Raw genomic sequence first — 22,486 nt, 5'->3', positions numbered from 1 at the left:
GCGCTGCTGGGGGCGGGCCGGCTGTTGCAGTCGGCGGCCACACGGAGGGTGGTGGTCCAGGGTGGCTGAGCATGTGACGGCTGAGCAGAGCATGGACGCGCACCACAGGGCGGGCGTTTCCACGGCCGCGGAGGGGCTGCGCCCGGTCGCGGAGGGGCTGCGCTCGGCCGCGGAGGGGCTGCGTGCGTACCGCCTGATCGCCGGTATGTGGGTGCGCTCGACGATGACCTACCGAGCCTCGTTCGTGATGACCACCTTCGGGACCTTCGCCGCGACGTCCTTCGACTTCGTCGCGATCATGCTGATGTTCTCGCAGGTGGACGCGCTGGGCGGATACTCGCTTCCGGAGATCGCCTTCCTCTACGGCACCTCGGGCACGGCCTTCGGCCTCACCGATCTCGCCCTGGGCAACGCCGGCCGGCTGGGCCGCCGGGTGCGCGACGGCACGTTGGACACCCTGCTGGTGCGGCCCGCCCCGATCCTGGCGCAGGTGGCGGCGGACCGTTTCGCGCTGCGCCGGCTGGGCCGTGTCACCCAGGGCCTGCTGGTGCTCGGCTGGTCACTGGCCGCCGTGGACGTGAACTGGACGCCCGTGAAGGTGCTCATGGTGCCGGTCACGGTGCTGAGCGGAGCGCTGATCTACGCGGCGGTGTTCGTCGTCGGCGCGTCCTTCCAGTTCGTCGCCCAGGATGCCGCCGAGGTGCAGAACTCGTTCACTTACGGCGGGAACACGCTGCTGCAGTATCCCCCGACGGTGTTCACCAAGGACATGCTGCGCGGCGTCACCTTCGTCCTGCCGCTGGCGTTCGTGAACTGGCTGCCCGCCATGTATGTGCTGGACCGCCACTATCCACTGGACCTGCCCGGCTGGGTCGCCTTTCTTCCGCCGCTGGTCGGCGTGGCGAGCTGCGCACTGGCCGCCCTCGCCTGGCGGGCGGGTCTTCGTTCGTACCGGAGCACGGGGAGCTGAGCGCACAATTATGGAGAGCACTGGGGCACAGGCGGCACAGGCGGCACAGGCGGCACAGGCGGCACAGGCGGCACAGGCGGCACAGGCGGCACAGGCGGCACAGGCGGGGATAGCGGCCGGCCGGCCGGAGACCAGGGGGTTCATCGAACTCGACGGGGTGGAGAAGGTCTTCGACGTACGCCGCAAGACGGGCCTGCTGCGCCGCGCGCGCCACCAGGTCCGGGCGGTGGACGGCATCACCTTCAGCGTGCCGCGCGGTGAGATGGTCGGCTACATCGGCCCCAACGGCGCCGGGAAGTCCACCACCATCAAGATGCTGACGGGGATTCTGACGCCAAGCGGCGGCCGGCTGCGGGTCGCGGGGCTCGACCCGTCCCGCGAGCGTACGAGACTGGCCCACCGCATCGGCGTCGTCTTCGGCCAGCGCACCACCCTGTGGTGGGACCTGCCGCTGATCGACTCGTACCGCCTGATGCGCCGTATGTACCGCATCCCCGACGGCCGATTCACCGCGAACCTCGACCGGTGCGTCGAACTCCTCGACCTCGCGGCGCTGCTGGACGTCCCGGTCCGGCAGCTGTCGCTGGGCCAGCGCATGCGCGGTGACATCGCGGCGGCGCTGCTGCACGACCCGGAGGTCCTCTACCTGGACGAGCCGACCATCGGCCTCGACGTCATCAGCAAGGCGAAGGTCCGGGAGTTCCTTCTGGACATCAACGCCGAGCGCGGTACGACGGTCCTGCTCACCACCCACGACCTCACCGACATCGAGCAGCTGTGCCGCCGGGTGATGGTCATCGACCACGGGCGGCTGATGTACGACGGTGACGTGGCCGGGCTGCACGAGGTGGGGGAGAGCGAACGGACGCTGGTCGTCGACCTGGAGCGGGAGCAGCCGCCGGTGGAGGTGGAGGGCGCGCGCACGGTGCGGGTGGAGGGTCCCCGCCAGTGGCTGTCCTTCCCGGCGTCCGCGTCGGCCGCCCCGCTGGTCGCGGCGCTGGCCGCGCGGTATCCACTGGTGGATCTCTCGGTGCGGGAACCGGACATCGAGGACGTCATCGCCAGGATGTACGAGGGTCGCACGGGGTTGTAGGCACCCCCGACGGCGACTGCAGGCGGGCTGACGGGAACTGTGGGCGGGCCGACGGCGACTGTGGGCGGGCCTGCGTTCGGCGGGCTTCTCTTAATAGGCTGGCTGTATGACGAGTGTCCCCGGTGAGTCCTCCGGTCAGCCCCTGCCCGAGCTGCGTGCGTCCGACGCCGACCGGGAGGCGGTCGTCGAGCGCCTGCGCGACGCCGTCGCCGAGGGGCGGCTGGACATGGAAGAGTTCCAGGAACGTCTGGAGCTGGCGTACAAGTCCCGCACGTACGCCGAACTGGAGCCGCTGACCCGGGACCTGCCCGTGAGTTCGGCGGGGCTGCCGGGTGCCGTGCCGGGACCGGGGCCGGTGGCGGTTCCCGGCGACTGGTCGGCGCGGATCGGCGGCGAGCCCTCATCCACCTGGGCCGTCGCCATCATGTCCGGTTTCCAGCGGACGGGCCGGTGGACCGCGCCCCGCCGTTTCACGTCGTTCGCCTTCTGGGGCGGCGGCGAGATCGATCTGCGCGAGGCCCGGTTCGAGGAGCGCGAGATCGTGATCCGCTGCATCGCGATCATGGGTGGGATGAACATCATCGTGCCGCCGGGCGTGGAGGTCGATGTGCGCGGCATCGGCATCATGGGCGGCTTCGACCAGAGCCGGGCGGGCGAGCCGGGCGACCCGGGCGCGCCGCGCGTCGTGGTGACGGGCTTCGCCTTCTGGGGCGGGGTCGGTGTGGAACGCAAGGTCACCAGGGCGGAGAAGCAGCGGCTGAAGGAGGAGCGCAGGCAGCGCCGCCTGGAGGAGAGGGAGGAGAAGGGCAGGCGCAAGGAACTCGACTGAGCGGGGCGGACGGGTCCGGCGGGGCCGGTCGGGCCGGACTCGGTGGGCTCAGAGTTCCGTCGGAGCCGATCCCTCCAGGTGGCCGAGGTCGAAGGCGTTCGCCATCGCCGCGTAACCGTCGTCGCTGGGGTGGAGGTGGTCCCCCGAGTCGTAGCGGGGCAGCAGCCGGTCGGGTGCCGCCGGGTCGCGCAGTGCCCGGTCGAAGTCGACGACCTCGTCGAAGATCCCGCCGGCCCTGATCCGCTCGTTCACCTGGAGGCGCACCGCGTTCAGCGCGGGGGTGGAGGTGCGGTGCCCTCCGAAGGGCATCAGCGTGGCCCCGACGACGTGCAGTCCCTGTGCGTGCGCCCGCGCCGTGAGCTCCTTCAGCCCGCCCACGATCACGTCCGGGTCCGTCTGCCGCGTACGGAGGATGTCGTTGACACCGAGTGCGACGACGACCGTACGGACCCCTGTGCGGGACAGCACGTCCCGGTCCAGGCGGACGAGCCCGCTCTGGTTCGCGGAGGGCCGGCCGGAACCGGAGAGGAGGACGCGGTTGCCGCTGATGCCCTCGTTGAGGATGCCGTACCGCAGGCCGCCCTGCTCCGCGATCAGCCGGTCGGCGAGCACGTCGGGCCAGCGGCGGTTGGCGCCCACGGTGGAGGTGATGCCGTCGGTGAGCGAGTCCCCGAGGAAGACGACGGCGCCGCGGGTGTCGGTGCTGAGCACGTCGACCGCGGTGAGGTAGCGCCAGTACGGGGTCTGGCCGCCGTACGACTCCCCGGTGAGGTCTTCGGTGCGGTCGCCCTGCGCGAGGTACGAGATCTGCCGGGCGTGCGGGTGGTAGGTCACGGGCCCGCCGCCGGAGACGTTCGTGTACGTCGTCACGAGCAGGTCGGCGTCCTGCGGCACGGCCAGCCGCACCGCGTCGCTGACCACCTCGTCGCCGGGCGCGACCACCACGGAGGCCTGCCCGTCGAAGGCCAGCCGCCGCATGGTGCCGGCGGCCGCGTCGGGGCCGCTGGGCTGCGCGGCGACGGCGACCGAGGCATGGGTGATGGTGAGCGGGAACTGGCCGTAGAGGTTCGACAGGGTGATGCGGACGCTCTTGCCGCCGATGCTGGTGTGCACGACGTTCCGGATCGATTGGCCGGGGTATCCGTCCGGAGTGTTCGGTTCCGCTCCTGCGGGAGACGTGGCCCACGTACCGACCCAGGTCGCGGCGGACGCGGGCGCCGCGGAGTTGCGGGGCTTGGCCCGCTGCCCCGAGTCCTGACCGGCCTCCGGGCCCCGGCCCAGGCCGCCGACGAACCCGGTGTATATCGCGACGGAGGCCAGCACCGCGACCACTGCGAACGCGGCCAGCAGAGCGTACGCGCCTCGCCTGGTCATGCCGGTGTGCTCCTCGGGCGTGGGAGCCCCGAGGCTCCGTACGAACTGCAGAAAGGGAATGCAGCAATGGTGCGAAGGGTGACGACGGACGACAGACCGATGTGACGCCACGCCTGACCACGGCTGCCCACATCTTGGTCAAGCCAATAATGCGACATGTCCCCGGCAGAGATCGAATTGGACCCCTCCCCTCGCGCAGCATCGCGTGAGACCCATCGAGTAGGACGCCGGGAACTCGAAAGGCGTTCCAGGAGTCCGTCAGGTAGGGACGAGTCAGGTACGGACGAAGAGACGAAGGGAATGCGTAGGGGGACTGCGCGGACGGGTGGACGGATGGATCGCATGAACGCGGACGAGCCGAAGGGCCCCGGGGGCCCTGGCCAGGGGCCTTCCTCCGAGGGCACGGGCCCCGGGCAGGTTCCCGGCCGCCCCACGGGCGCCGGGCCGGACGCGGGAGGCGGCCCGGCCGCCGCGCGACCGTTCGGCGCCGGCCCGGACCCGGACCCGGGGCCGCTTTCCGGCCCCGCTCGCGGCACGCGCCCTGACGGGGGCCGGGGAGCGGGCACGCCCGTCGGCCGGGAGCCGTCCGCCGCAGCGGACAGTGCCGGCCCGGAACCCGGCGAGCGCGGGAACGCGACCGCCGGCGCCGCTCCGTCCGCCCCCGACGGTGCCGCCTCGGGTCCCGACGGTGTCGCCTCGGGCTCCGGCGACGCCGCCTCGGGTCCCGCGCCGTCGCCGGGCGTGAACGCGGGGAAGACTCCCGGCCCCGGCAGCGCAGAGGGTTCCGGCGGCGCGAGCAAGCCCGGTCCCGGGCCGGGTGCGGGCCGCAGCGGTGCGGACGGCAGCGACGTGGCCGACACCGGCTGGCGCCCCGCCCCCGGTCGGCCCATCGGACCCGATTCGGGTGCACCCGCGAGCAGCGCCCCCTCCGGCACGCCGGGTGACGGCCCGGAACCAGGCAGCCCGGAACCAGAGGGTCCCGGCTCCCGTCCCGGCGCGAGCGCGGGATCCGGATCGCCCGGAGCCGCTCCGGGGAACGGCCCGGCCTCGCGGACGTCGGACGGTGCCGCCTCGGGGCCCGCGCCGTCGCCGGGCGCAGCGGGCGCGGGAGAGACGCCGAGCCCCGCTCCCGATGCCGGACCCGGCCGCGAGGCGAGGGCCGGCGCCGGTACTCGAAGCGGCACCGGTACTCGAAGCGGCACCGGTACTCGAAGCGGAGCAGATCCCGGCACCGGCACCGCCGCCAGCGTCGGCACCGAGGCAGGAACCCGTCCCCGTGTCGGACCCCCAGAGGTCACCGTGCAGGACATGGCCGTCCGCGCCGTCCGCCGCGGCGCCGCGCGCTTCGCGGCCGACACCCCCGCCGACGCCGAGAAGCGCCGCGGCGTCCGCCGTATGAAGGCCATCGCGGCCGGTCTGCTTCTCTTCGTCGCGCTGATCTACATCCTCGCCAAGTGGGCCCAGAACGCAGGAGCCGGCGGCTGGGCCGCGTACGTCGCGGCCGCGGCCGAGGCCGGCATGGTCGGCGCGCTCGCCGACTGGTTCGCGGTGACCGCCCTCTTCCGTCACCCGCTCGGCATCCCCATCCCGCACACCGCGATCATCCCCACCAAGAAGGACCAGCTCGGCGTCTCGCTCGGCTCGTTCGTCGGGGAGAACTTCCTGTCCGAGGACGTCGTACGGGCCCGTCTGCGCTCCGTCGGCTTCGGCGGCCGGCTCGGCACCTGGCTCGCCGAGCCCGCGCACGCCGACCGGGTGACGTCCGAGCTGTCGACGGCCCTGCGCGGCGCCCTCACCGTCCTGCGCGACTCCGACGTCCAGGCCGTCGTCGGCGAGGCCATCACCCGCCGGGCCGAGGCCGTCGAGATCGCCCCCGGCGCCGGCAGGATGCTGGAGAAGATCGTCGCGGACGGTGGCCACAGACGGGCCGTCGACCTGGTCTGCGTCCGGGCCCACGACTGGCTCGTCCTGCACAGCGACTCCGTCATCGAGGCCGTCGAGGGAGGCGCCCCCGGCTGGACACCGAGGTTCGTCGACAAGCGGATCGGCGAGCGCGTCTACAAGGAACTGCTGCGCTTCGTCACGGAGATGCGGGACAGCCCCGGCCACCCGGCCCGCGGCGCCCTCGACCGCTTCCTCGCCGACTTCGCCTCGGACCTGCAGTCGGACATGGACACCCGTGCGAGGGTGGAGAGGTTGAAGGGCGAGATCCTCAACCGCGGCGAGGTCCAGGACATCATCGGCTCGGTCTGGTCCTCCGTACGGGGCATGATCGTGGCCGCGGCCGAGGACGAACGCAGCGAGCTGCGACTGCGCGCCCGCGCCTCCTTCCTCAGCCTCGGCGCGCGGCTCGCGATCGACGGCCGGCTCCAGGCCAAGCTCGAGGGCTGGCTGGAGGACGCGGCGGTGTACGTCGTCACGACGTACCGAGGTGAGATCACCTCACTGATCACGGACACCGTCGCGTCGTGGGACGCCGAGCACACGTCCCGCAAGATCGAGGCGCACATCGGCCGCGACCTGCAGTTCATCCGCATCAACGGCACGGTGGTGGGCGCACTGGCGGGCCTGTTGATCTACGCGATCTCGCACGCTGTCGGCGCGTGACCATGCCCGGCCCACTGAGCCCACCGGGCCACCGGCCCACTGAGCCCACCGGGCCACCAAGCCACAGGGCCCACGGGGCCCGGCAGGCCCTGCGCACCCGCGACCGGGACGGCCCCGCCGCGCACCCGCGGCCTCCAGACTCCGGGACCGGGACCCGGAAGCCCCCGGGCGTCACCCCTTCCGGTCCACCGCCGCCCACGAAGCGAGGGCCACCGCGCCGGCCACCGTGAAGACGGCCGGCCACGCCCCGACCTTCTTGGCGAGCGGGTGCGAGCCGGCGAACGCGGCGACATAGAGCCCGCTCAGCGCGGCCGCCGTCGCGTTGCCGCCGCCCTTCTGCCAGTCGCGCGCCGCCACAGCCCCGGCCGCGGCGAGCGCGACACCGCCGAGCGGGCGTTTCTTCGTCCAGCGCGCCACCCCGTATCCGCCCACCAGACCCGTGGCGGCCACCACGGACGTCGGAATCGCAGCCATCGCACAAACCTCCGTTACTCGATTGCCGGTCAACGCTAACCCTGGCGTGTTCGCCCCGCCCAAGTCCCTCCCCGGTCCACTCACGTTCCCCCTCCGGTCCCTCCGTTCCCCTTCCGGGCGAATCTGCGCGAATTCGGCAGACCGCCCGCGTACGGCGTGGACACTGGGGGAGGCGAGGGGGGCACGACCGCAAGCGATGACCGATGGAAGGCAAGGAGCCCGTACAAGTGATCTGTTACGGACCGGCTGTCCTGGACCTCACCGATGATCTGATCGAGGCGTACGCCGAAGTGTTCTCGGGGCCCCCGTGGAACGAGAGTGAGGAAACGATCCAGCAGTTCCGTGCCCGCCTCTCGGCCGACGCCGCCCGCCGCGGCTTCCGGACCGCGCTGGCCCAGTCCACCGCCGGCATCGACGGATTCGCCACCGCGTGGATCACCGAGGCGCCCCTGCCCGACGTCCGCTCGTACCCCAGGGTCACCACCCAGCTCGGCCCCGAGCGCGTCGAGGAACTCCTCGTCGGCGCCCTCGAGGTGGACGAACTGGCCGTACGCCGTCACGCCCGTGGCACCGGCCTCGGCCGCACGCTCCTCGCCGAGCTGGCCGACGACGCCCCGTCCGCCCGCGCCTGGCTCATCACCGCGCGCCGCGCCACGGACACCATGGCCACGTACCGCCGCCTCGGCTGGCACGAGGTCGAACCGCTCCCGGGCACGGAGAACGGCGTCGCGGTCTTCCTCAGCCCGTCCCACCCAGGCGCGAAGGCGGCCTGAACCCGGTGGCCCGGCGGGCCCCGCCGGGCACCACGGGATGCGGGGACCGTCATTGAGCGGCTGATTGGCCGTCCGCTGACGCTGGCCGGGCAGTTCCTGTGTGACCGGGCCGCCCTGCCCACGCGGACTGGGAAAACGACCCGGCTACAGCAAGTGGTCGGCCTTGCCCGCCTTGATGTCACGAATCATGGTCCGCAGCGCCTCCCGACTGTCGGTGAGGTAGTTGTCCTCCTGCCCCGCGACGGCGATGTAGGCGTTGCCGTCGTCGTCGGTACCTATCCGGAAGCAGCTCGATGCCTCTGCGCAGAACGGGGCTTCCCAAGAGATGTCCGACATCTAGTGTTTCCCTTCACAGCTGTTGAGCGATGGCGTGGATGAAGTCTCTTGATTCGAGCGGGGAGAGGGAGACCTGCTCCATCGAGTCCAGTTGAGCCCGGTACTTGGCCAACTGTGCCTCTTGGTAGAGGAACTCGGCACCATGTGTGCTGTCGATCTGGACGGTGTCCAGTTGTGGGACTGGGCCTTGCAGGTAGTTGACGGTCTGCCCGGCGCCGGGAAACGAACCGTGCTCGAAAGGAATCACACGGATGATCACGGTGTCGCGCTCTGACATCGCCAGCAGATGCTCCAGTTGGGCCCAGGCTACCTTGCGGCCGCCGAACTGCATGCGCAGAGCCGCCTCGTGGATGACTCCAAGAAACGTGGGTGGTGCTTCACGTTCGAGGATCTGCTGTCGTTCAAGGCGCCATGCCACACGCAAGGCGATCTCGTGTTCTGGGAGCGCGGGCACGCCCATGCGGAATACGGCCGTGGCATGGTCGCCGGTCTGGAGCAGGCCCGGAATGTGCACCGTGACTCCGGCGCGGATCCTGGTTGCGAAGTGTTCCATCTCCGCGATGTCCAGCATGCTCGCTGGAAGGCTGCCACGGTAGCGGTCCCACCAGTTGCGTCCTACCCGGTTGGCCATGGCGACCAAGCCCTCGACGTAAGCGGGGTCGTCACAGGCGCAGTTGCAGGCGAGGGTGCGCAAGCGCTCCGCGTTTATGCCTCGGATGCCCGACTCGATGTTGGAGATCTTGGTGCGGTCGAGGCCCAGCAGGCCGGCAGCCGACTCGGTCGACATGCCAGCCGCTGTCCGAAGTTTGCGTAGTTCCGCTCCCAAGCGCTTCTGACGCTCTGTCGGCGACGTCCTCGGAGGCATTGCCTTCCTTCCCTGTGCGGCGTCTAGCAGTCTGCCGCTTCCCCTCCACGGAGTACCACTTACGTGGGTGATTTCGAGCTAGAGGTGGCACAACACCCAGAGAGACCTCTACTTTCCGTAGTGAAGCACTCACGTTTCGGCGTGTGAAAAGTGCATGGCGTGAGCATGCCTGCCTGCCTCCTGGGTGAGACAGGGGCACGGCAGGGGGCGAGCCACCGCCACCGGAACCTCACCAGATCGGAATCGACGATGACAGCTGTGCCCTTTTTGTCCACTCAGCCTGACCTCGAGTGGCTGCCGATGGCCGTGCCGCCAGTGGGGTTGTCGATGGGGAGTGTTGTTCAATGCCCACCAGCCCCGCCGGACGGCACCGAACCGTCGCCTGAGAACTTGGCGTGTGCTCTCGCCCTGCCCTCTACCTTCACCGCCCCCACGCTCGCAGCCGACATCGCTCGACTCGTACTCACCGTTCACCGACTCGGCACGCTGACCGAGCCTGCGCTTCTCCTGGTGGGCGAACTCGTGGCGAACGCGGTCCAGTTCACTCCGGCTGGTGAGTACGTCCATCTCGCGCTTGGATATCGGGACAACTCTCTGCGCCTAGTCGTCCACGACACGCACGCACGCCACCGCCACCCTCGTCTGGCGTCAGCCTGCGATGCCCGTCGCCTCAGCCAACTCTCCCTCGTCCCCGAAGTCGTCCGCGAACACGACGGCGACTGGGGCTTCGGAGACGCCCACGAACCGGCTGGGGGCACCCGCACCTGGGCGGTCCTGCCGGTCACGGAAAGGGCGGGCGACCGATGACGCAGGAGATCACGGCCGAGGCGTTCGGATTCGGGGCGCCATCTCCCTGGTGCGAGATGCGTCGGGAGAGATGGGAACTGGCACTTGCGGCCGAGGCCAAGGAGGTGTCTGCGGTGCGTCGACAGACGAGGGCGCGCCTCACGCAGTGGGGACTGCCTGGGCTCGTAGACCGGGCTCTGCTGTGCGTGAGTGAACTCATCACCAACGTTGTGACTCACGTGGGCTGTGGAACGCCTGTGACGATCAGTCTCTGCATGAAGGGGACGCACGTTCGCATCGAGGTACGAGACCCCGACACGCGGGCGCTTCCCACCCTTCTCGCTTCGGGGGACGAGGCGGAGAGCGGGCGGGGCCTGGCCATCCTCGACGCCGTCTCCGAACGATGGGGCGTCGTCCTGGGTGAGGACACCAAGACGACGTGGTGCGAGTTGAGGACCGGCCTGACCTCTCCGACGGGTCACACGGGCGGGGCTCCCGTGGACCGTGCGGAGGTCCTGATCAGGATCTACGGCGAGGAAGCGGTGCCGCGACCCGAGCCCCGTGCCCAGTGGAGCCTCGCCCTCGCGGAGGGGGCCGCGATCGACATCATCGCGGACCTCCTCCACTGGCTCCGGGCGCATGGGTGTTGTCCGGAAGAAGCTCTGGGCCGAGCATGGATGCACCTTGAGGCGGAAGACCCCACTGCTTGATCACCGTTGGTGCAGCAGGAACTCAGCTCACGACTGCGGCGAAGAAGCCAACGTCGCGGTTCTCGGCAGTACCGACCAGGAGCCCACGGTCCAGGAATCGGTTGAAGTGCTCACAGTTGGTCTCGGGAAGCAGTACGCAGTAGCGGCAGGCTCGGTGTACAACCGCAGGGGGAACCGAGGTAATCCGTCTCTCGCCACGTCGTGTTGCTGATCGGTCTCGTCGTCGTGTTCGGCGGGACTGACACCTCAGATCTGACCGCTCTCGAGGTTGATCAGGTACATGATGTGACCATGGTTAATCGATCGACCACGGTCAAGTTCGGCTCCATAGACGGCGTTTCGGAGGGCGATTGGTTCGAGAGTCATGTGGCACTGAACGTCAAGGGAGTGCATCGACAGTCAGGGAGCGGCATTTCGGGTACGCCCAATGTGGGCGCAGATTCTATTGTTTTGTCGGGTGGATATGTCGATGACGCCGACCGTGGCAATGAGATCATCTATACAGGGATGGGTGGACGAGATCGGGACACAGGCAGGATGGTGGAGGATCAGTCGCTTGCCACCCGGGGAAACGCTGCGCTTGTTATGTCCCAGGCGCTGGGCAAGCCTGTGCGTGTCATCGAAGGTCTGAAAATTAGAGGCAAGAAGAGACTCAAAGCTACCGGTGGCTACCGGTATCGAGGGCTGTATCGGGTGGCGGAGCATTGGGAGACGATCGGTATAGAAGGGTTCCGCATCTGCCAGTTCCGGTTGCTGAAGATTGGGCCAGGGGAAACGATCCCTCGCCTACCGGTCGATCCGCTGGGGTTCGAAGTCACTGATGTGGAGGAGCAAGCCCGGCGGTACATCATGCAGGAGCGTCTCGCCCGCGACACCGCTGTAACCAGAAGGGTGAAGGCTCTACACAACGACACATGCCAGATCTGCAATCTGCGCATGCTCGTTTCGCCTGCTGGCGTCGCCTACAGCGAGGCGGCTCACATACAGGCACTCGGCAAGCCCCATTGTGGCCCTGATGTCATAGAAAACGTTCTTTGTCTGTGCCCTAACTGTCACGCTCGCTTCGACCGAGGGGCGCTACATATAAGTGATGACTTGAATGTCATAGATGGGCTGACGCTGAAGTGTGTCGGTCGGCTGCGATCGACTGTGGGGCACGAAATCGGGATCCAATTCGTCCGCCAGCATCGCCGCCGTTGGCGCGGCCGGTCGCCTGAGCTTGCGTAGCAGTCGTCGTCTGCGTGAGAGCTCATGCGACGGTGCCCGCCAGCGCTTGGCTGACGGGCCACCGTATAAGCGATTTGACGAGCCGCCGGCCCGTAGGCCTCAGGCCGTCGGGGCGAACTTCGGGTTGGGGCCGTACTTGTCGCCGGCCTGGTTGCCCTCGGTCGCCAGGAAGACGATGAGGACGATCACGCCGATCAGCGGGATGAGGGCGATGAGGATCCACCAGCCCGAGCGGCCCGTGTCGTGGAGGCGGCGGACGGCGACGCCGAGGCTGGGGAGGAACACGGCGAGGGCGTAGACCAGGCCGAGGACGTTGGTGCCCAGTACGGCGGCGTCGATGATCGACAGCACGAGGCTGATGCCGAGGTTGAACACGAAGAACATCCAGTACTCCTGGCGGCGTGCCCGCCCGGTGAATACGGCGTACTTCTTGATGACATCCAGGTACCAGTTCATGGGTCCCCCCCAAGGGTTGCGAAGACTTGTCCGAACAGATCAAGCCAGCGCGGAATCTACGCGGATTGACCTGGACGGGTCAATAAGTTATCCGACCTGCGCTGATCCGTAATCTGCCGATGGATTCGAGCCAACGGCGACGGTCGGGTGATGAGACGAGTGCGGCGCGTGTCCCGGCCGCCGGAAGGGGCTGGGACACGCGCCGCGAAGGGGGGCGGGACGCGCCGGTTACGGCGTCCCGTGGCAGTCCTTGTACGCCGTACCGCTGCCGCACCAGCACGGTGCGTTGCGGGGCGGCGGCCACGGCGTCGCCCGGGCGCGGGAGGCGAGGGTGGTGGCGTACTGGGGGAGCAGGTCGGGGTCCGCGGGGGAGGCGGCCTCGGAGGCGGCGAAGGCTTCGTACGAGGGAACCGTCGCGGAGACGATCCCGAGGTTCTCGGTACCGGAGGCCGCCAGGTCCCGCAGGGAGGCCTCTATGCGGGCCAGGTGCTCGGTGTGCGAGGGGTACTCCGAGGCCAGCGAGGGGTAGGAGGCGAGGAGTTCGTCGAGTTCGTCCTTGGGCCAGTGCAGGACCGCCACCGGGAAGGGCCGGGACAGCGCCACCCGGTGCGTACCCAGTTCGGAGCGCAGGCGGGCGATCTCGGCGCGTAGCTCGTCGGGGTTCTCGGAGCCGAGGGACCACAGGCGCTTGGGGTCGTGCAGTTCGTCGAGGGAAACGTTGCCGGGGTGGTGTGCGTCGGCAAGTGCGTCCCAGTCGTCGTGGGGGACGCCGAGCAGGCGGCGTACGCGGTGGCGGCCGACGAGAAGCAGTCCGGCCTCGTACGGAACCTCGTCGCCGTCGATCAGCTGCGCGGCGCCCGCGGTGAAGCAGTCGGCGGCGGCCTGGAGCTCGTCGTGGTTCTCCAGGGTCTCGGCGATGATCTCCCAGGTGGCGGCGTCGGCGGGGCCAGCCGTGCGGAGGCCGTCGATGATCGCGCGGGCCTCGGCCTCGTGGCCGTACTCCCAGAGGTTCGCCGCGTTGAGGGCCTTGATCAGCTGGGGGTTGCCCGGGCTGTCGGCGAGGAGCCGGTCGTAGATGGCGGTGGCCTTGGCGCGTTCGCCGGCCAGCTCCCAGTGGGCCGCGGCCTTCAGCAGCAGCGGTTCGCTGTCCGACGGGTAACGCTCGGCGGTTCGCTCGAGGTTCTCGGCCTCGGCTGCGTGGGTTGCGTGGGACTCGGTCGGCATGCGACACACCGTACTGCCGTACGGCGTCGGATGGCTGGTGCCTTGAGGGGCTGACGTCTATGGTGCGGCCGGTCGGAGGGAGACCGGTGGACCCGCGGCGAACGGCACGTGTACCGGTGGTGGTGCAGGGGCGACGCGCACGGCGCGGGCGCGCCGCTGCCGTGCGCGGACTGCGCGGACTGTGGGTCACGGCCGAGCTGACGGTCACCGCGGGGGTGCTGGTGCTCCTGTTCGTCGTGCACCAGCTGTGGTGGACCGACCAGCGGGCCATGGCGGGCATGGAACGGCAGGTGCGGGCCCTGCAACAGCAGTGGGACGAAGCACCCGCACGGACGGAGGAGGGGGAGGGCCGCGAGGGTGCGCCGGGCGCGGAGAACCAGGAGGGGGCGGGCGGCTCCCGCTCCCCGGCTTCCGGCAAGGGCCACGGCGAAGGTGGCGGTGGTCGCGGGGCGGACGCGCCGCGCCGGGACCAGGCGTACGCCGTCATCCGGATCCCCCGGATCGGGCTGACCGCGCCCGTCGCGCAGGGCATCAGCAGGGCGGGGGTCCTGAACAAGGGGTACGTCGGGCACTATCCCGGGACCGCGCAGCCGGGCGAGCCCGGCAATTTCGCGCTCGCCGGGCACCGCAATACGCACGGCGAGCCCTTCCGGTACATCAACCGGCTCAGGAACGGCGACCGGATCGAGGTGGAGACGGCACGCGCGAGCTTCACCTACGTCGTCGAGCGGACACTGCCGCAGACCTCGCCGCGGGACACGGCGGTCATCGGGAGCGTGCCGCGCAGCGAGGTCCGGCGGGGGTACGGGTTCGGGGAGGCCGGCTACTACATCACGCTGACGACCTGCACCCCGGAGTACACGAGCAGGTACCGGCTGGTGGTGTGGGGGCGGCTCAGGGCCGCGGAACCGAGATGAGCGGGCCGCCCGTGCGACCGGCTACCGGGGCGCCCGCCCGGATGAACCGGCGTGACCGAGAAGGTCTGCGGCGGTCCGCGGCGGTCCGGGGTGAAAGCGCGGGAACCGGGTGCCCGCGGCGGGCGTTGACAGAGGTGACCGGGTCCCGGCCGGAAGCCGGGCGGGCGAATGAGGAGCGGCAGGGGAGGGACGCATGATCGCATCCGCGCGGGCGCGGCACTTCGGTCTGCTGGTCTTCCTGCTTGCCGAGCTCTTCCTGGTCCAGAGCGGCCTCGCGGGCGTGCTGACCGTCGCGGCCGCAGCCGCAGCCGCTGTGGGTGTCACCCTGGCCGCCGTCGCCGTTCTCGCCCTCGTCGCGGGCCTGGCGGCCCCCTCCGTGCCGCCGACCCGAATACGTACGGCGATCCGCGACCGTGAGCGGCGCACGGCCTTCCTGTCGCAGCGCGACCCGGACGCGGCCGGCCGGCCGCGGCCCCGGGCCCCGGGGCGTCTCGTTCCGACGGCCGCTTAGGGGCGCGCAGCTTTCCCGGACCTTTCCCGGACCCTCCTCGGACGCCTGCCGGGTGGCTCCCGGGCTTTTCCCGGCCTCTCCCCGGCAGCCCCATGGCGGGCCGTCATGCCGAATCAGCTTCTTTCCGGCACGACGAGACCCCCGGAGGGCTCAGCATGTCCGTATTCGCCGACCTGGTCACCCGCCTCGCCACCTGCCTCGAACCGCTCTTCGCGGCATCCGCGACCGCCGCCGGGATCGTCCTGTTCACCATGCTCGTACGGGGCGCGATGCACCCGCTCGCGAGAGCGGCCGTGCGTGGGGAGAAGGCCAGGGCGCGGCTCGCTCCGAAGTACGCGGAGCTGCGGCGCAAGCACGCGAAGAGCCCCGAGCGGCTGCAGCGGGCGATCGTCGAGCTGCACGAGCGCGAGAAGGTCTCGCCGCTGGCCGGCTGCCTGCCGATGCTGGTCCAGCTCCCTGTGTTCTTCGTGATGTACCGCCTGTTCACGTCGGCGGAGATCGGCGGGAAGGCCAATGACCTGCTCGGGCACGAGCTGTTCGCGGCGCCGCTGGGGGCGCGGTGGGCGGACGCGCTCGGCGAGGGCGGGGTGTTCGGAGCCCAGGGGGTGGTGTTCATCGGGTTGTTCACCGTCATCGGGGCGGTGGCGACCTGGACGTTCCTGCGGGCGAGGCGGGCGGCGGCCGTAGCGGGTCCGGGCGCCGGGGCGGACGCGGCGGCAGGCTTCGGCATCGGCGTGGGAGCGGCGGGCCCCGTCGGCGCGGGTGCCGGTGCCGGTCCGGCGGCGGGGATGCTCAGGATGCTGCCCTGGCTGTCCTTCGCCTCGCTGGTCACGGCCGCCGTGGTGCCCCTGGCGGCCGGGCTCTACCTGGCGACGACGACCACATGGACCGCCGTCGAGAGGGCCTGGCTGCTCCGGGACACCGCCGGACGCGGCGGGGCCGGACTCGGCGGGAACTCTGAGGGCCGCGGGGACAGCCGGGGCCCCGGGGGCGGTGAGGGCGGCAGGAAGCGGTGAGGGCCCGCCTTCGCCCGCCGGTCGAGCTCGGCCGTCACGGGAGCGGGAGGACGCCCGCGCCACGGCCGGGCGAGGCCGGCCGCTGGGTGGCGAGCAGCCGCTCCAGCGCCTCGACGACAAGGGCATGGTCCTCGGCCTGCGGCAGGCCGGACACCACGACCGTGCCGATGACTCCCGCGCCCTCGACGGCGACCGGGAAGGCCCCGCCGTGCGCGGCGTAGGTGTCCGGGTCGAGGCGGGACGAGTCCTCGAAGGTGGTCCCCTTCGCGCGGAAGCGGGTGCCGACGAGATAGCTGCTCTCGCCGTACCGCTCGACGACGCGGCGCTTGCGGTCGATCCAGGCGTCGTTGTCCGGGCTGGACCCGGGCAGCGCGCAGTGGAACAGCTGCTGTCCGCCGCGCCGGATGTCGATGGCGACGGGAGCCTCGCGCTCCAGGGCGAGTTCCCTGAGCAGGCTGCCGAGGTGCCAGGCGTCCTCATGGGTGAACCGCGGGAGGACCAGCAGGCGTTCCTGGTCCTCCAGGACGGGAATCAGCTCCCCGGCCACGGGGTCGACCGCCATCATGCGCCACCGTCCAGGGTGACGGTGCGGCCTTCGCGTGCCGAGGCGCGGGCGGCTTCGAGTACCTCCAGGGCAGCGGCCGCCTCGTAGGCCGTGACCGGGGGCGCGGTGCCGTCGCGCAGGGCGGTCGCGATGCCGGTGTAGAAGGCGAGGTAGTCGCCCGGCAGGGTCGGAACCGGCTTGCCGCCGCCCGTCAGCGGGGACTCGTCGGCGCCGACATGGCCCCAGCAGGATTCGGGTTCCTCGCCCCAGGGCACGCCCGCCATGGGGCGCAGCCCGTCGCGGAGGGCGCCCTCCTGCGGGTCGAGGCCGTACTTCACATAGCCGGCCGTGCTGCCGAGCACGCGGAAGCGGGGGCCGAGCTGCGCGGTGGTGGCGCTGACGTGGAGGTGGGAACGTACGCCGTTCTCGTGGGCGAGGGCGATGAACGTGTCGTCGTCGGCCTCGGCGCCGGGACGCCGTACGTCGGACTCGGCGTAGACACGGACGGCCGGGCCGAACAGGACGAGGGCCTGGTCGACGACGTGGCTGCCCAGGTCGTACAGCAGGCCGCCGAGTTCGCGCGGGTCGCCCGACTCCCGCCAGCCGCCCTTGGGCTGCGGCCGCCAGCGTTCGAAGCGGGACTCGAAGCGCTGCACCTCGCCGAGTGTGCCGTCGGCGATGAGCTGCTGGAGGGTGCGGAAGTCATTGTCCCAGCGGCGGTTCTGGAAGACGGACAGCAGCACGCCGCGCTCCTCGGCGAGGGCGGCCAGCGTCCGGGCCTCGGCGGCGGTGGCGGCGACCGGCTTGTCCACGACGACCGGCAGACCGGCGTGCAGGGCGGCCGTGGCAACGGGCACATGCGTCTTGTTGGGGGAGGCGATGACGATCAGGTCGAGTTCGCCGGCGCGCCTCCACAGTTCTGCCGGGGAGTCCGCGAACCGTACGTCGGGGAACTCGGCGGCGGCCTGCCGCTGCCGCTCCGGGTTGGAGGTGACCACCGTGTCGAGCACGAGCCCGTCGGTGGCGGAGATCAGCGGAGCGTGGAAGACGGAGCCCGCCAGGCCGTAGCCCACGAGCCCGACGCGCAGAGGGGCGGTGCCGTTGCCGGTGCCAGTCATGCGAACCACTTAAGCAACGCTGTTGCCAAAGTGCAAGCGACGGGGACAATAGGTCTGTGAACAGGACCAATCAGGGCTCACGCAGTGGCAGCGCCGGAATCAACCTCCCGGCGTTGCGCAGCCACAACGCGGCCCTGGTGCTGGGGCTGCTGCGATCCGCGGGCGAAGAGGGCATCAGCAGACTGGAACTGGCCGAGCGCACGGGCCTCACCCCTCAGGCGGTCAGCAAGATCACGGCCCGGCTGCGGGCGGAGGGACTCGCGGCCGAAGCCGGGCGCCGTGCCTCGACCGGCGGCAAGCCCCGCACGCTGCTGCGGCTGGTCACGCACGCGGGGCACGCGGTCGGGCTCCACCTGGACCGGGACGAGCTGACGGCGGTCCTGGTGGACCTCTCCGGGGCCACGGTCGCCGTACGGCACGCACCGCTCGACCTGGGCGCCGGCGCGGAGGTGGTGCTCGGCACGGCGGTGCGGGAGGTCGGAGCCCTGCTCGCCGCCGGGCTGCCGGGCCCGCGCCGGCACGGCAGCCCCCAGGCCGCCGAAGCGCCAGGGACCTCTGCGTCCCCGGCGCCGTCCGAGCCCTCCGAGCCGGCGGACGGCGGACCTGGGGGCGCCCGACCTGGGGACGGCCGACCTGGGGGCGCCGGCGCCCGACCGGTCGCCCCGCCGCGGCAGCACGTCCTCGGCGTCGGGGTCGCCATGCCGGGCCCGCTGGACCACAGGACAGGGGTGCTGCACCGCGTCACCGGTTTCCCGGAGTGGGACGGCTATCCGCTGCGCGACGCCCTGGCCGCACGGCTCGGCCTGCCGGTCGTCCTGGACAAGGACACCAACGCCGCCGCGCTCGGCTGCGCACTCGAGGAAGGAGACGCGGACTCGTTCGCGTACCTCCACCTCGGGACGGGACTCGGCGCCGGACTCGTCTTCAGGGGCACCGTGCACCGAGGCGCGCGGACCGGCGCCGGTGAGTTCGGGCACCAGGTGATCCAGCTCGACGGGCCCGAGTGCAGCTGCGGCAACCACGGCTGCATCGAGGCCCTCTGCCTCGCCGCGGTCGCCCGCGGGGACACCACCGGGGCGGCCCGGGTGCTGGGCGAGGGCGCGGCCAACCTCATCAGCCTGCTCGACATCGACCGCGTCCTGCTCGGCGGCCGGGTCGTCACGGCCGACGAGGAGGCGTACGTCGGCGGAGTGCAGGCCGCACTGCGGGCACGCGCGCAGAGCGACGGCATACCGGTGACCGTCGCCGAGGGCGGTCCGCGGCTGGTCGCGGACGGAGCCGCGCAGCTGGTGCTCGCGCCGCTCTTCGGGCGCGTCGACGCCGTGTTCCCCGCGTCCCGCACCGACTGAACCGGGCGACCGGGCCGGGCGACCGAGCCCGGGCCGGACCGGCCGCGACGGTCGGGTGCGGCGGGACGGGCCGGCCCCGGCTGCCGCAACGGGGCTCCGGGCGGGTGACGGGGCGCACGCCGATCGGCCGTACGCTCCCGTGGCGCGCCGGATCGCGCGGACGGTCGTGGCAGGCTCCGGGCCAGGTCACGACCGGCGACTCGAGCGATACGGCAGGGCTCTCTCCATGCGACGACGGACGCGAACCGCCTCCATCCCCCGCTCCATCCCCCGCTCCTTCCCCACCGGATTCAGCAGATTCAACGGATACCGGCGGCAGCGGTCGGCCCTGTGCGGCCTGTGCGCCGCCGCGGCACTCGCGCACTTCTCCCTTCTCGCGACGGCCGGGGCGGTCGCGGCGGACGAGACCTCCGCCGCGACCGTGTGCGGCGACCCGGACAGCGTCCGGTTCCCGCTTGCCGCGCGGATCCCCGGCGACGCTCCGGACACCTACACGGCCGGCGGCTCCCGGCGGACCTGGACCGTGGAACTGCACAACACGACCGATGAGGCCTGCCGGGCGATTCACCCCGTCGTCGTACTCGTCGACCAGCACCGCGCCATGCGCCCGGAGCAGATTCGCCTTGAGTACTACGCCCCCGACGTCCACACCTGGCGCCCCGTCCCGCTGGAGACGAGCGACCAGGACGAGTACATCGGCGTACTGGGCGACGGCTTCCCCGGATTCGTCGTTCCCCCGTCGGACACCGTCCCGGTGCGGCTGCGCATGGGATTCGGGCCGGAGGCGGTGGCAGGGGACGGTGCTTGGCGGGTACGGGCCACGGTCGCCGCCGTGCAGCGGCGGCGCGACGACGGGGACTGGGTGGGGGAGTCGGACGATTACGCGTTCACCGTCGCGCGCGAGGAGCGGGCCGACAGCGATTCCTCACCGGAACTCGCCGCAACCGGGCGGCCGTCGCCCGCGGTACTCGCCGCTCTCGCGTCGGCCGCCGTGCTCCTGGGCCTGCTCGGCGAATTCCTGCGCAGGGCACGCGGCGGCGGCGCCCCGGGGCCCGCCGGTGGCGGGACAGCGGGAAGCGCGGACCGATCTTCATACTGATCTTCCTGGGCTGTGGACGACGAGGACCCGCGCGGGGCCGCCACGGCTAGGGTGAAGTTGAAAGTCGGCCACGCAGAGCGGAGACAGTCCAGTGCCAGAGCGCAAGCCGATCGAGTCCTGGCTCACCGACATGGACGGCGTCCTCATCCACGAAGGCATCCCCATCCCCGGTGCCGAAGTGTTCATCAAGCGCCTGCGCGAGTCCGGCAAGCCCTTCCTCGTACTGACCAACAACTCCATCTACACGCCGCGCGACCTGCACGCCCGCCTGGCCCGCATGGGGCTCGACGTGCCGGTCGAGAACATCTGGACCTCGGCGCTCGCGACGGCCCAGTTCCTGAGCGACCAGCGCCCCGGCGGCACCGCCTACGTCATAGGCGAGGCCGGGCTGACCACGGCCCTGCACGACATCGGTTACGTGCTCACCGACCACGACCCTGACTACGTGGTGCTCGGAGAGACCCGGACCTACAGCTTCGAGGCCATGACGAAGGCGGTGCGTCTTATCAACGCCGGCGCCCGGTTCATCGCCACCAACCCCGACGAGACCGGGCCGTCCGCCGAGGGGGCACTGCCCGCCACCGGATCGGTGGCCGCGTTGATCACCAAGGCCACGGGCCGCGAGCCGTACTTCGTGGGCAAACCGAACCCGCTGATGATGCGCGCCGGGCTGAACGCCATCGGAGCGCACTCGGAGTCCAGCGCGATGATCGGCGACCGGATGGACACGGACGTCCTCGCCGGGCTGGAGGCGGGCATGGAGACCTACCTCGTGCTGACCGGGCTGACCCGGCCCGAGGAGATAGACCGCCACCCCTTCCGGCCGTCCAAGGTCGTGGACTCCATCGCCGATCTCGTCGATCGCATCTGACGTGCCCGCGGGCCCGCGGCGACGGCCCGCAGGGGAACCGGCCGCGGCCAGTCCCCGCACGGGGTGATCCCGGCGTGGCGGAAGGTGTGAGCCGTGCGGGCCGTACGGGGCAGTACGCGTTGGTAACAACGCGCTCCGGATGCGAGGGGCGGCCCGGTGCGTGAACCTACTGGAGGCAGGAGGTTCACGATGAGCTCAAGGAGAATGACTCTCTGTACGGGGGCGGCCGCCTTCGCGGCCCTCGCGTTTCCCGCCGCCGCGCACCCCGCGTATGCGGCGGACGAAGACGCGCAGGGGACGCTCAAGGTGACACCCTCCTCGGTCACGGCAGGTAAGGACGTCGGCCTCCGGGTCGATCTGTGCGGGGGCAGGGCGGCCGTGGGTACATCCCGCGCCTTCGTCGTGGACGCCCTCTTCGCTCCCGCCGCCGGCGGTGCTCTGTTCGCCGAGGCGACGGTGAAGTCCTCGGTCGCCGAGGGCACCTACGACGTCGAGGTGGCCTGCGCGGAGAGCAAGGGCAGGGCCACCGGCGCCTTCACCGTCGTGTCGGAGAGCGACGAGAGCGAGGAGAGGGACCGGAACGCCGACCCGGACGCGAGCGCCGACCCGGACGCGAGCGCCGACCCGGACGCGAGCGCCCACACGGGCGAAAGGGAGGAGGGCGAGCAGGGAGAGAAGCAGGAGCAGGAGGGGCAGGAGGGGCAGCGCGAGCCGGAGGCCGGGGACCAGCCGATGACGGCGCCGGACGAGGAGCCGGGGGCGGGGTCGGTTCCCGTGCCGGTGCCAGAGCCGGGTGAACGGGGGGAGGAGCAGACGCAGGACTACGGCCAGGATGAGGGCTTCGGGCAGGAGTACGAACTGGACCGGCTCGAAGAAGAGGCCGAGGAACTGGAGAAGGAGGCCGAGAAGGAGTCGGCCAGGGGCTATGAGCCGGACGCGGAGCACCACGCGAGCCCCACCGCCCCGGTCCGCGCGGGAGGCGGCGGCACGGCCCGGCTCGGCGGTGAACAGCCCGCGGGTGAGGTCGTCGAGGCCCCCCGGTCCGAAGTCGTGGCTCCCGAGATCAGCGGCACCGCACGCCTCGCCGCGGAGGCCGCCGACGACGGCCCCGGCACCCCGCACAGCCTGGTCGGCCTGGCCCTGGCGGGCGCCGCCGTCACGGCCGTCGCCGGCCGCGCACTCCGGAACCGCCGCGGCAGCGGCAGCGCCCACCGCGACTGACACGCACGGCCGACGGAGCGCGCGACGATGCCAGAACAGCACCGGCCCGCGTCCGGCAGGCTGCTGCCCGCGCTGGCCGGGCTCCTGCTGCTGATCGGGCTCTGGCTGTGGGGCCG

23 protein-coding genes are annotated in these 22,486 nt (G+C 71.3%); 15 read left to right on the top strand and 8 right to left on the bottom strand.

Translation table 11 applies throughout. The features are described from left to right. Nucleotides 1-91 precede the first annotated feature (91 nt). The 3 genes from GUY61_RS14495 (at nucleotide 92) to GUY61_RS14485 (ending at nucleotide 2,892) form a co-directional block, all read left to right on the top strand. Complete coding sequence (locus GUY61_RS14495) at nucleotides 92-970, top strand: ABC transporter permease (protein ID WP_166630557.1); 879 nt, start codon at nucleotides 92-94, stop codon at nucleotides 968-970. 10 nt (nucleotides 971-980) lie between these two features. Continuing rightward, the gene (locus GUY61_RS14490) at nucleotides 981-2,063 is read left to right on the top strand and encodes an ATP-binding cassette domain-containing protein (RefSeq protein WP_166630553.1); all 1,083 of its coding nucleotides are present in this window, start codon (nucleotides 981-983) and stop codon (nucleotides 2,061-2,063) included. 106 nt (nucleotides 2,064-2,169) lie between these two features. Next, nucleotides 2,170-2,892, top strand: coding sequence for a DUF1707 domain-containing protein (locus tag GUY61_RS14485; protein WP_166630552.1), 723 nt, complete (start codon nucleotides 2,170-2,172; stop codon nucleotides 2,890-2,892). A gap of 48 nt (nucleotides 2,893-2,940) precedes the next feature. On the opposite strand, the gene GUY61_RS14480 is transcribed toward GUY61_RS14485, so the two are convergent. Beyond that, a complete protein-coding gene (locus tag GUY61_RS14480; protein ID WP_166630551.1) occupies nucleotides 2,941-4,266 on the bottom strand; it encodes an SGNH/GDSL hydrolase family protein in 1,326 nt (441 codons plus the stop codon). A gap of 1,308 nt (nucleotides 4,267-5,574) precedes the next feature. Between GUY61_RS14480 and GUY61_RS14475 the strand changes: the two genes are divergently transcribed. Continuing rightward, nucleotides 5,575-6,873, top strand: a complete 1,299-nt coding sequence (locus GUY61_RS14475; protein WP_166630550.1) for a DUF445 domain-containing protein — start codon at nucleotides 5,575-5,577, stop codon at nucleotides 6,871-6,873. Between the two features lie 171 nt (nucleotides 6,874-7,044). On the opposite strand, the gene GUY61_RS14470 is transcribed toward GUY61_RS14475, so the two are convergent. After that, nucleotides 7,045-7,347, bottom strand: coding sequence for a hypothetical protein (locus GUY61_RS14470; RefSeq protein ID WP_166630549.1), 303 nt, complete (start codon nucleotides 7,345-7,347; stop codon nucleotides 7,045-7,047). Between the two features lie 227 nt (nucleotides 7,348-7,574). Between GUY61_RS14470 and GUY61_RS14465 the strand changes: the two genes are divergently transcribed. After that, entirely contained in the window at nucleotides 7,575-8,120 is a 546-nt protein-coding gene (locus tag GUY61_RS14465; protein WP_313896662.1) for a GNAT family N-acetyltransferase, read from the top strand. 144 nt (nucleotides 8,121-8,264) lie between these two features. Here the strand turns inward: GUY61_RS14465 and GUY61_RS14460 are convergent, their stop codons facing one another. Both GUY61_RS14460 and GUY61_RS14455 read right to left on the bottom strand, forming a co-directional pair. Further along, nucleotides 8,265-8,456: a hypothetical protein gene (locus tag GUY61_RS14460; RefSeq protein ID WP_166630547.1), complete on the bottom strand. Its 192-nt coding sequence runs from the start codon at nucleotides 8,454-8,456 to the stop codon at nucleotides 8,265-8,267. A 13-nt stretch (nucleotides 8,457-8,469) separates the two neighbouring features. After that, nucleotides 8,470-9,321 (bottom strand): helix-turn-helix transcriptional regulator, encoded by an 852-nt coding sequence (locus GUY61_RS14455; protein WP_166630546.1) that lies wholly within the window; start codon nucleotides 9,319-9,321, stop codon nucleotides 8,470-8,472. A gap of 249 nt (nucleotides 9,322-9,570) precedes the next feature. Here GUY61_RS14455 and GUY61_RS14450 point away from each other — a divergent pair, with 249 nt between their 5' ends. The 3 genes from GUY61_RS14450 to GUY61_RS14440 all read left to right on the top strand — a co-directional run bounded on the left by GUY61_RS14450 (nucleotide 9,571) and on the right by GUY61_RS14440 (nucleotide 12,044). Beyond that, nucleotides 9,571-10,128 (top strand): ATP-binding protein, encoded by a 558-nt coding sequence (locus GUY61_RS14450; RefSeq protein ID WP_243766460.1) that lies wholly within the window; start codon nucleotides 9,571-9,573, stop codon nucleotides 10,126-10,128. Further along, entirely contained in the window at nucleotides 10,125-10,817 is a 693-nt protein-coding gene (locus tag GUY61_RS14445) for an ATP-binding protein (protein WP_243766459.1), read from the top strand. The genes GUY61_RS14450 and GUY61_RS14445 overlap by 4 nt, the downstream gene beginning before the upstream one ends. Before the next feature lie 201 nt (nucleotides 10,818-11,018). Next, a complete protein-coding gene (locus GUY61_RS14440) occupies nucleotides 11,019-12,044 on the top strand; it encodes a YDG/SRA domain-containing protein (RefSeq protein ID WP_166630545.1) in 1,026 nt (341 codons plus the stop codon). Nucleotides 12,045-12,143: 99 nt separating this feature from the next. Here GUY61_RS14440 and GUY61_RS14435 read toward each other — a convergent pair whose 3' ends face one another. Then, nucleotides 12,144-12,500 (bottom strand): DUF805 domain-containing protein, encoded by a 357-nt coding sequence (locus GUY61_RS14435; RefSeq protein ID WP_166630544.1) that lies wholly within the window; start codon nucleotides 12,498-12,500, stop codon nucleotides 12,144-12,146. Nucleotides 12,501-12,728: 228 nt separating this feature from the next. Further along, nucleotides 12,729-13,724 carry an SEC-C domain-containing protein gene (locus tag GUY61_RS14430; RefSeq protein ID WP_166630543.1) on the bottom strand — a complete coding sequence of 332 codons (996 nt, stop codon included), beginning with the start codon at nucleotides 13,722-13,724 and terminating at the stop codon, nucleotides 12,729-12,731. A gap of 161 nt (nucleotides 13,725-13,885) precedes the next feature. Between GUY61_RS14430 and GUY61_RS14425 the strand changes: the two genes are divergently transcribed. The 3 genes from GUY61_RS14425 (at nucleotide 13,886) to GUY61_RS14415 (ending at nucleotide 16,168) form a co-directional block, all read left to right on the top strand. Beyond that, nucleotides 13,886-14,641: a class E sortase gene (locus GUY61_RS14425; protein WP_313896661.1), complete on the top strand. Its 756-nt coding sequence runs from the start codon at nucleotides 13,886-13,888 to the stop codon at nucleotides 14,639-14,641. Between the two features lie 193 nt (nucleotides 14,642-14,834). Then, a complete protein-coding gene (locus GUY61_RS14420) occupies nucleotides 14,835-15,152 on the top strand; it encodes a DUF6412 domain-containing protein (RefSeq protein ID WP_166630541.1) in 318 nt (105 codons plus the stop codon). A gap of 155 nt (nucleotides 15,153-15,307) precedes the next feature. Continuing rightward, nucleotides 15,308-16,168 (top strand): membrane protein insertase YidC, encoded by an 861-nt coding sequence (locus GUY61_RS14415; RefSeq protein ID WP_166630540.1) that lies wholly within the window; start codon nucleotides 15,308-15,310, stop codon nucleotides 16,166-16,168. Between the two features lie 34 nt (nucleotides 16,169-16,202). Here the strand turns inward: GUY61_RS14415 and GUY61_RS14410 are convergent, their stop codons facing one another. Next, entirely contained in the window at nucleotides 16,203-16,733 is a 531-nt protein-coding gene (locus tag GUY61_RS14410; RefSeq protein ID WP_243766458.1) for a heme-degrading domain-containing protein, read from the bottom strand. After that, nucleotides 16,730-17,830: a Gfo/Idh/MocA family oxidoreductase gene (locus tag GUY61_RS14405; RefSeq protein WP_166630539.1), complete on the bottom strand. Its 1,101-nt coding sequence runs from the start codon at nucleotides 17,828-17,830 to the stop codon at nucleotides 16,730-16,732. Before GUY61_RS14405 ends, GUY61_RS14410 begins: the two co-directional genes overlap by 4 nt. 56 nt (nucleotides 17,831-17,886) lie before the next feature. On the opposite strand from GUY61_RS14405, the gene GUY61_RS14400 reads away from it, so the two are divergent. The 4 genes from GUY61_RS14400 to GUY61_RS14385 all read left to right on the top strand — a co-directional run bounded on the left by GUY61_RS14400 (nucleotide 17,887) and on the right by GUY61_RS14385 (nucleotide 22,370). Continuing rightward, a complete protein-coding gene (locus GUY61_RS14400) occupies nucleotides 17,887-19,179 on the top strand; it encodes an ROK family protein (protein WP_166630538.1) in 1,293 nt (430 codons plus the stop codon). Nucleotides 19,180-19,405: 226 nt separating this feature from the next. After that, nucleotides 19,406-20,278: a hypothetical protein gene (locus GUY61_RS14395; RefSeq protein ID WP_166630537.1), complete on the top strand. Its 873-nt coding sequence runs from the start codon at nucleotides 19,406-19,408 to the stop codon at nucleotides 20,276-20,278. 91 nt (nucleotides 20,279-20,369) lie between these two features. Beyond that, nucleotides 20,370-21,149 (top strand): HAD-IIA family hydrolase, encoded by a 780-nt coding sequence (locus GUY61_RS14390; protein WP_166630536.1) that lies wholly within the window; start codon nucleotides 20,370-20,372, stop codon nucleotides 21,147-21,149. 204 nt (nucleotides 21,150-21,353) lie between these two features. Further along, entirely contained in the window at nucleotides 21,354-22,370 is a 1,017-nt protein-coding gene (locus GUY61_RS14385) for a hypothetical protein (RefSeq protein WP_166630535.1), read from the top strand. Nucleotides 22,371-22,486 lie beyond the last annotated feature (116 nt).

This window comes from Streptomyces sp. GC420 (genome assembly GCF_009916105.1).
Lineage (GTDB): Bacteria > Actinomycetota > Actinomycetes > Streptomycetales > Streptomycetaceae > Streptomyces.
Note: the sequence above shows the minus strand (reverse complement) of the source record. Positions and strands in the feature narration are given on the sequence as shown.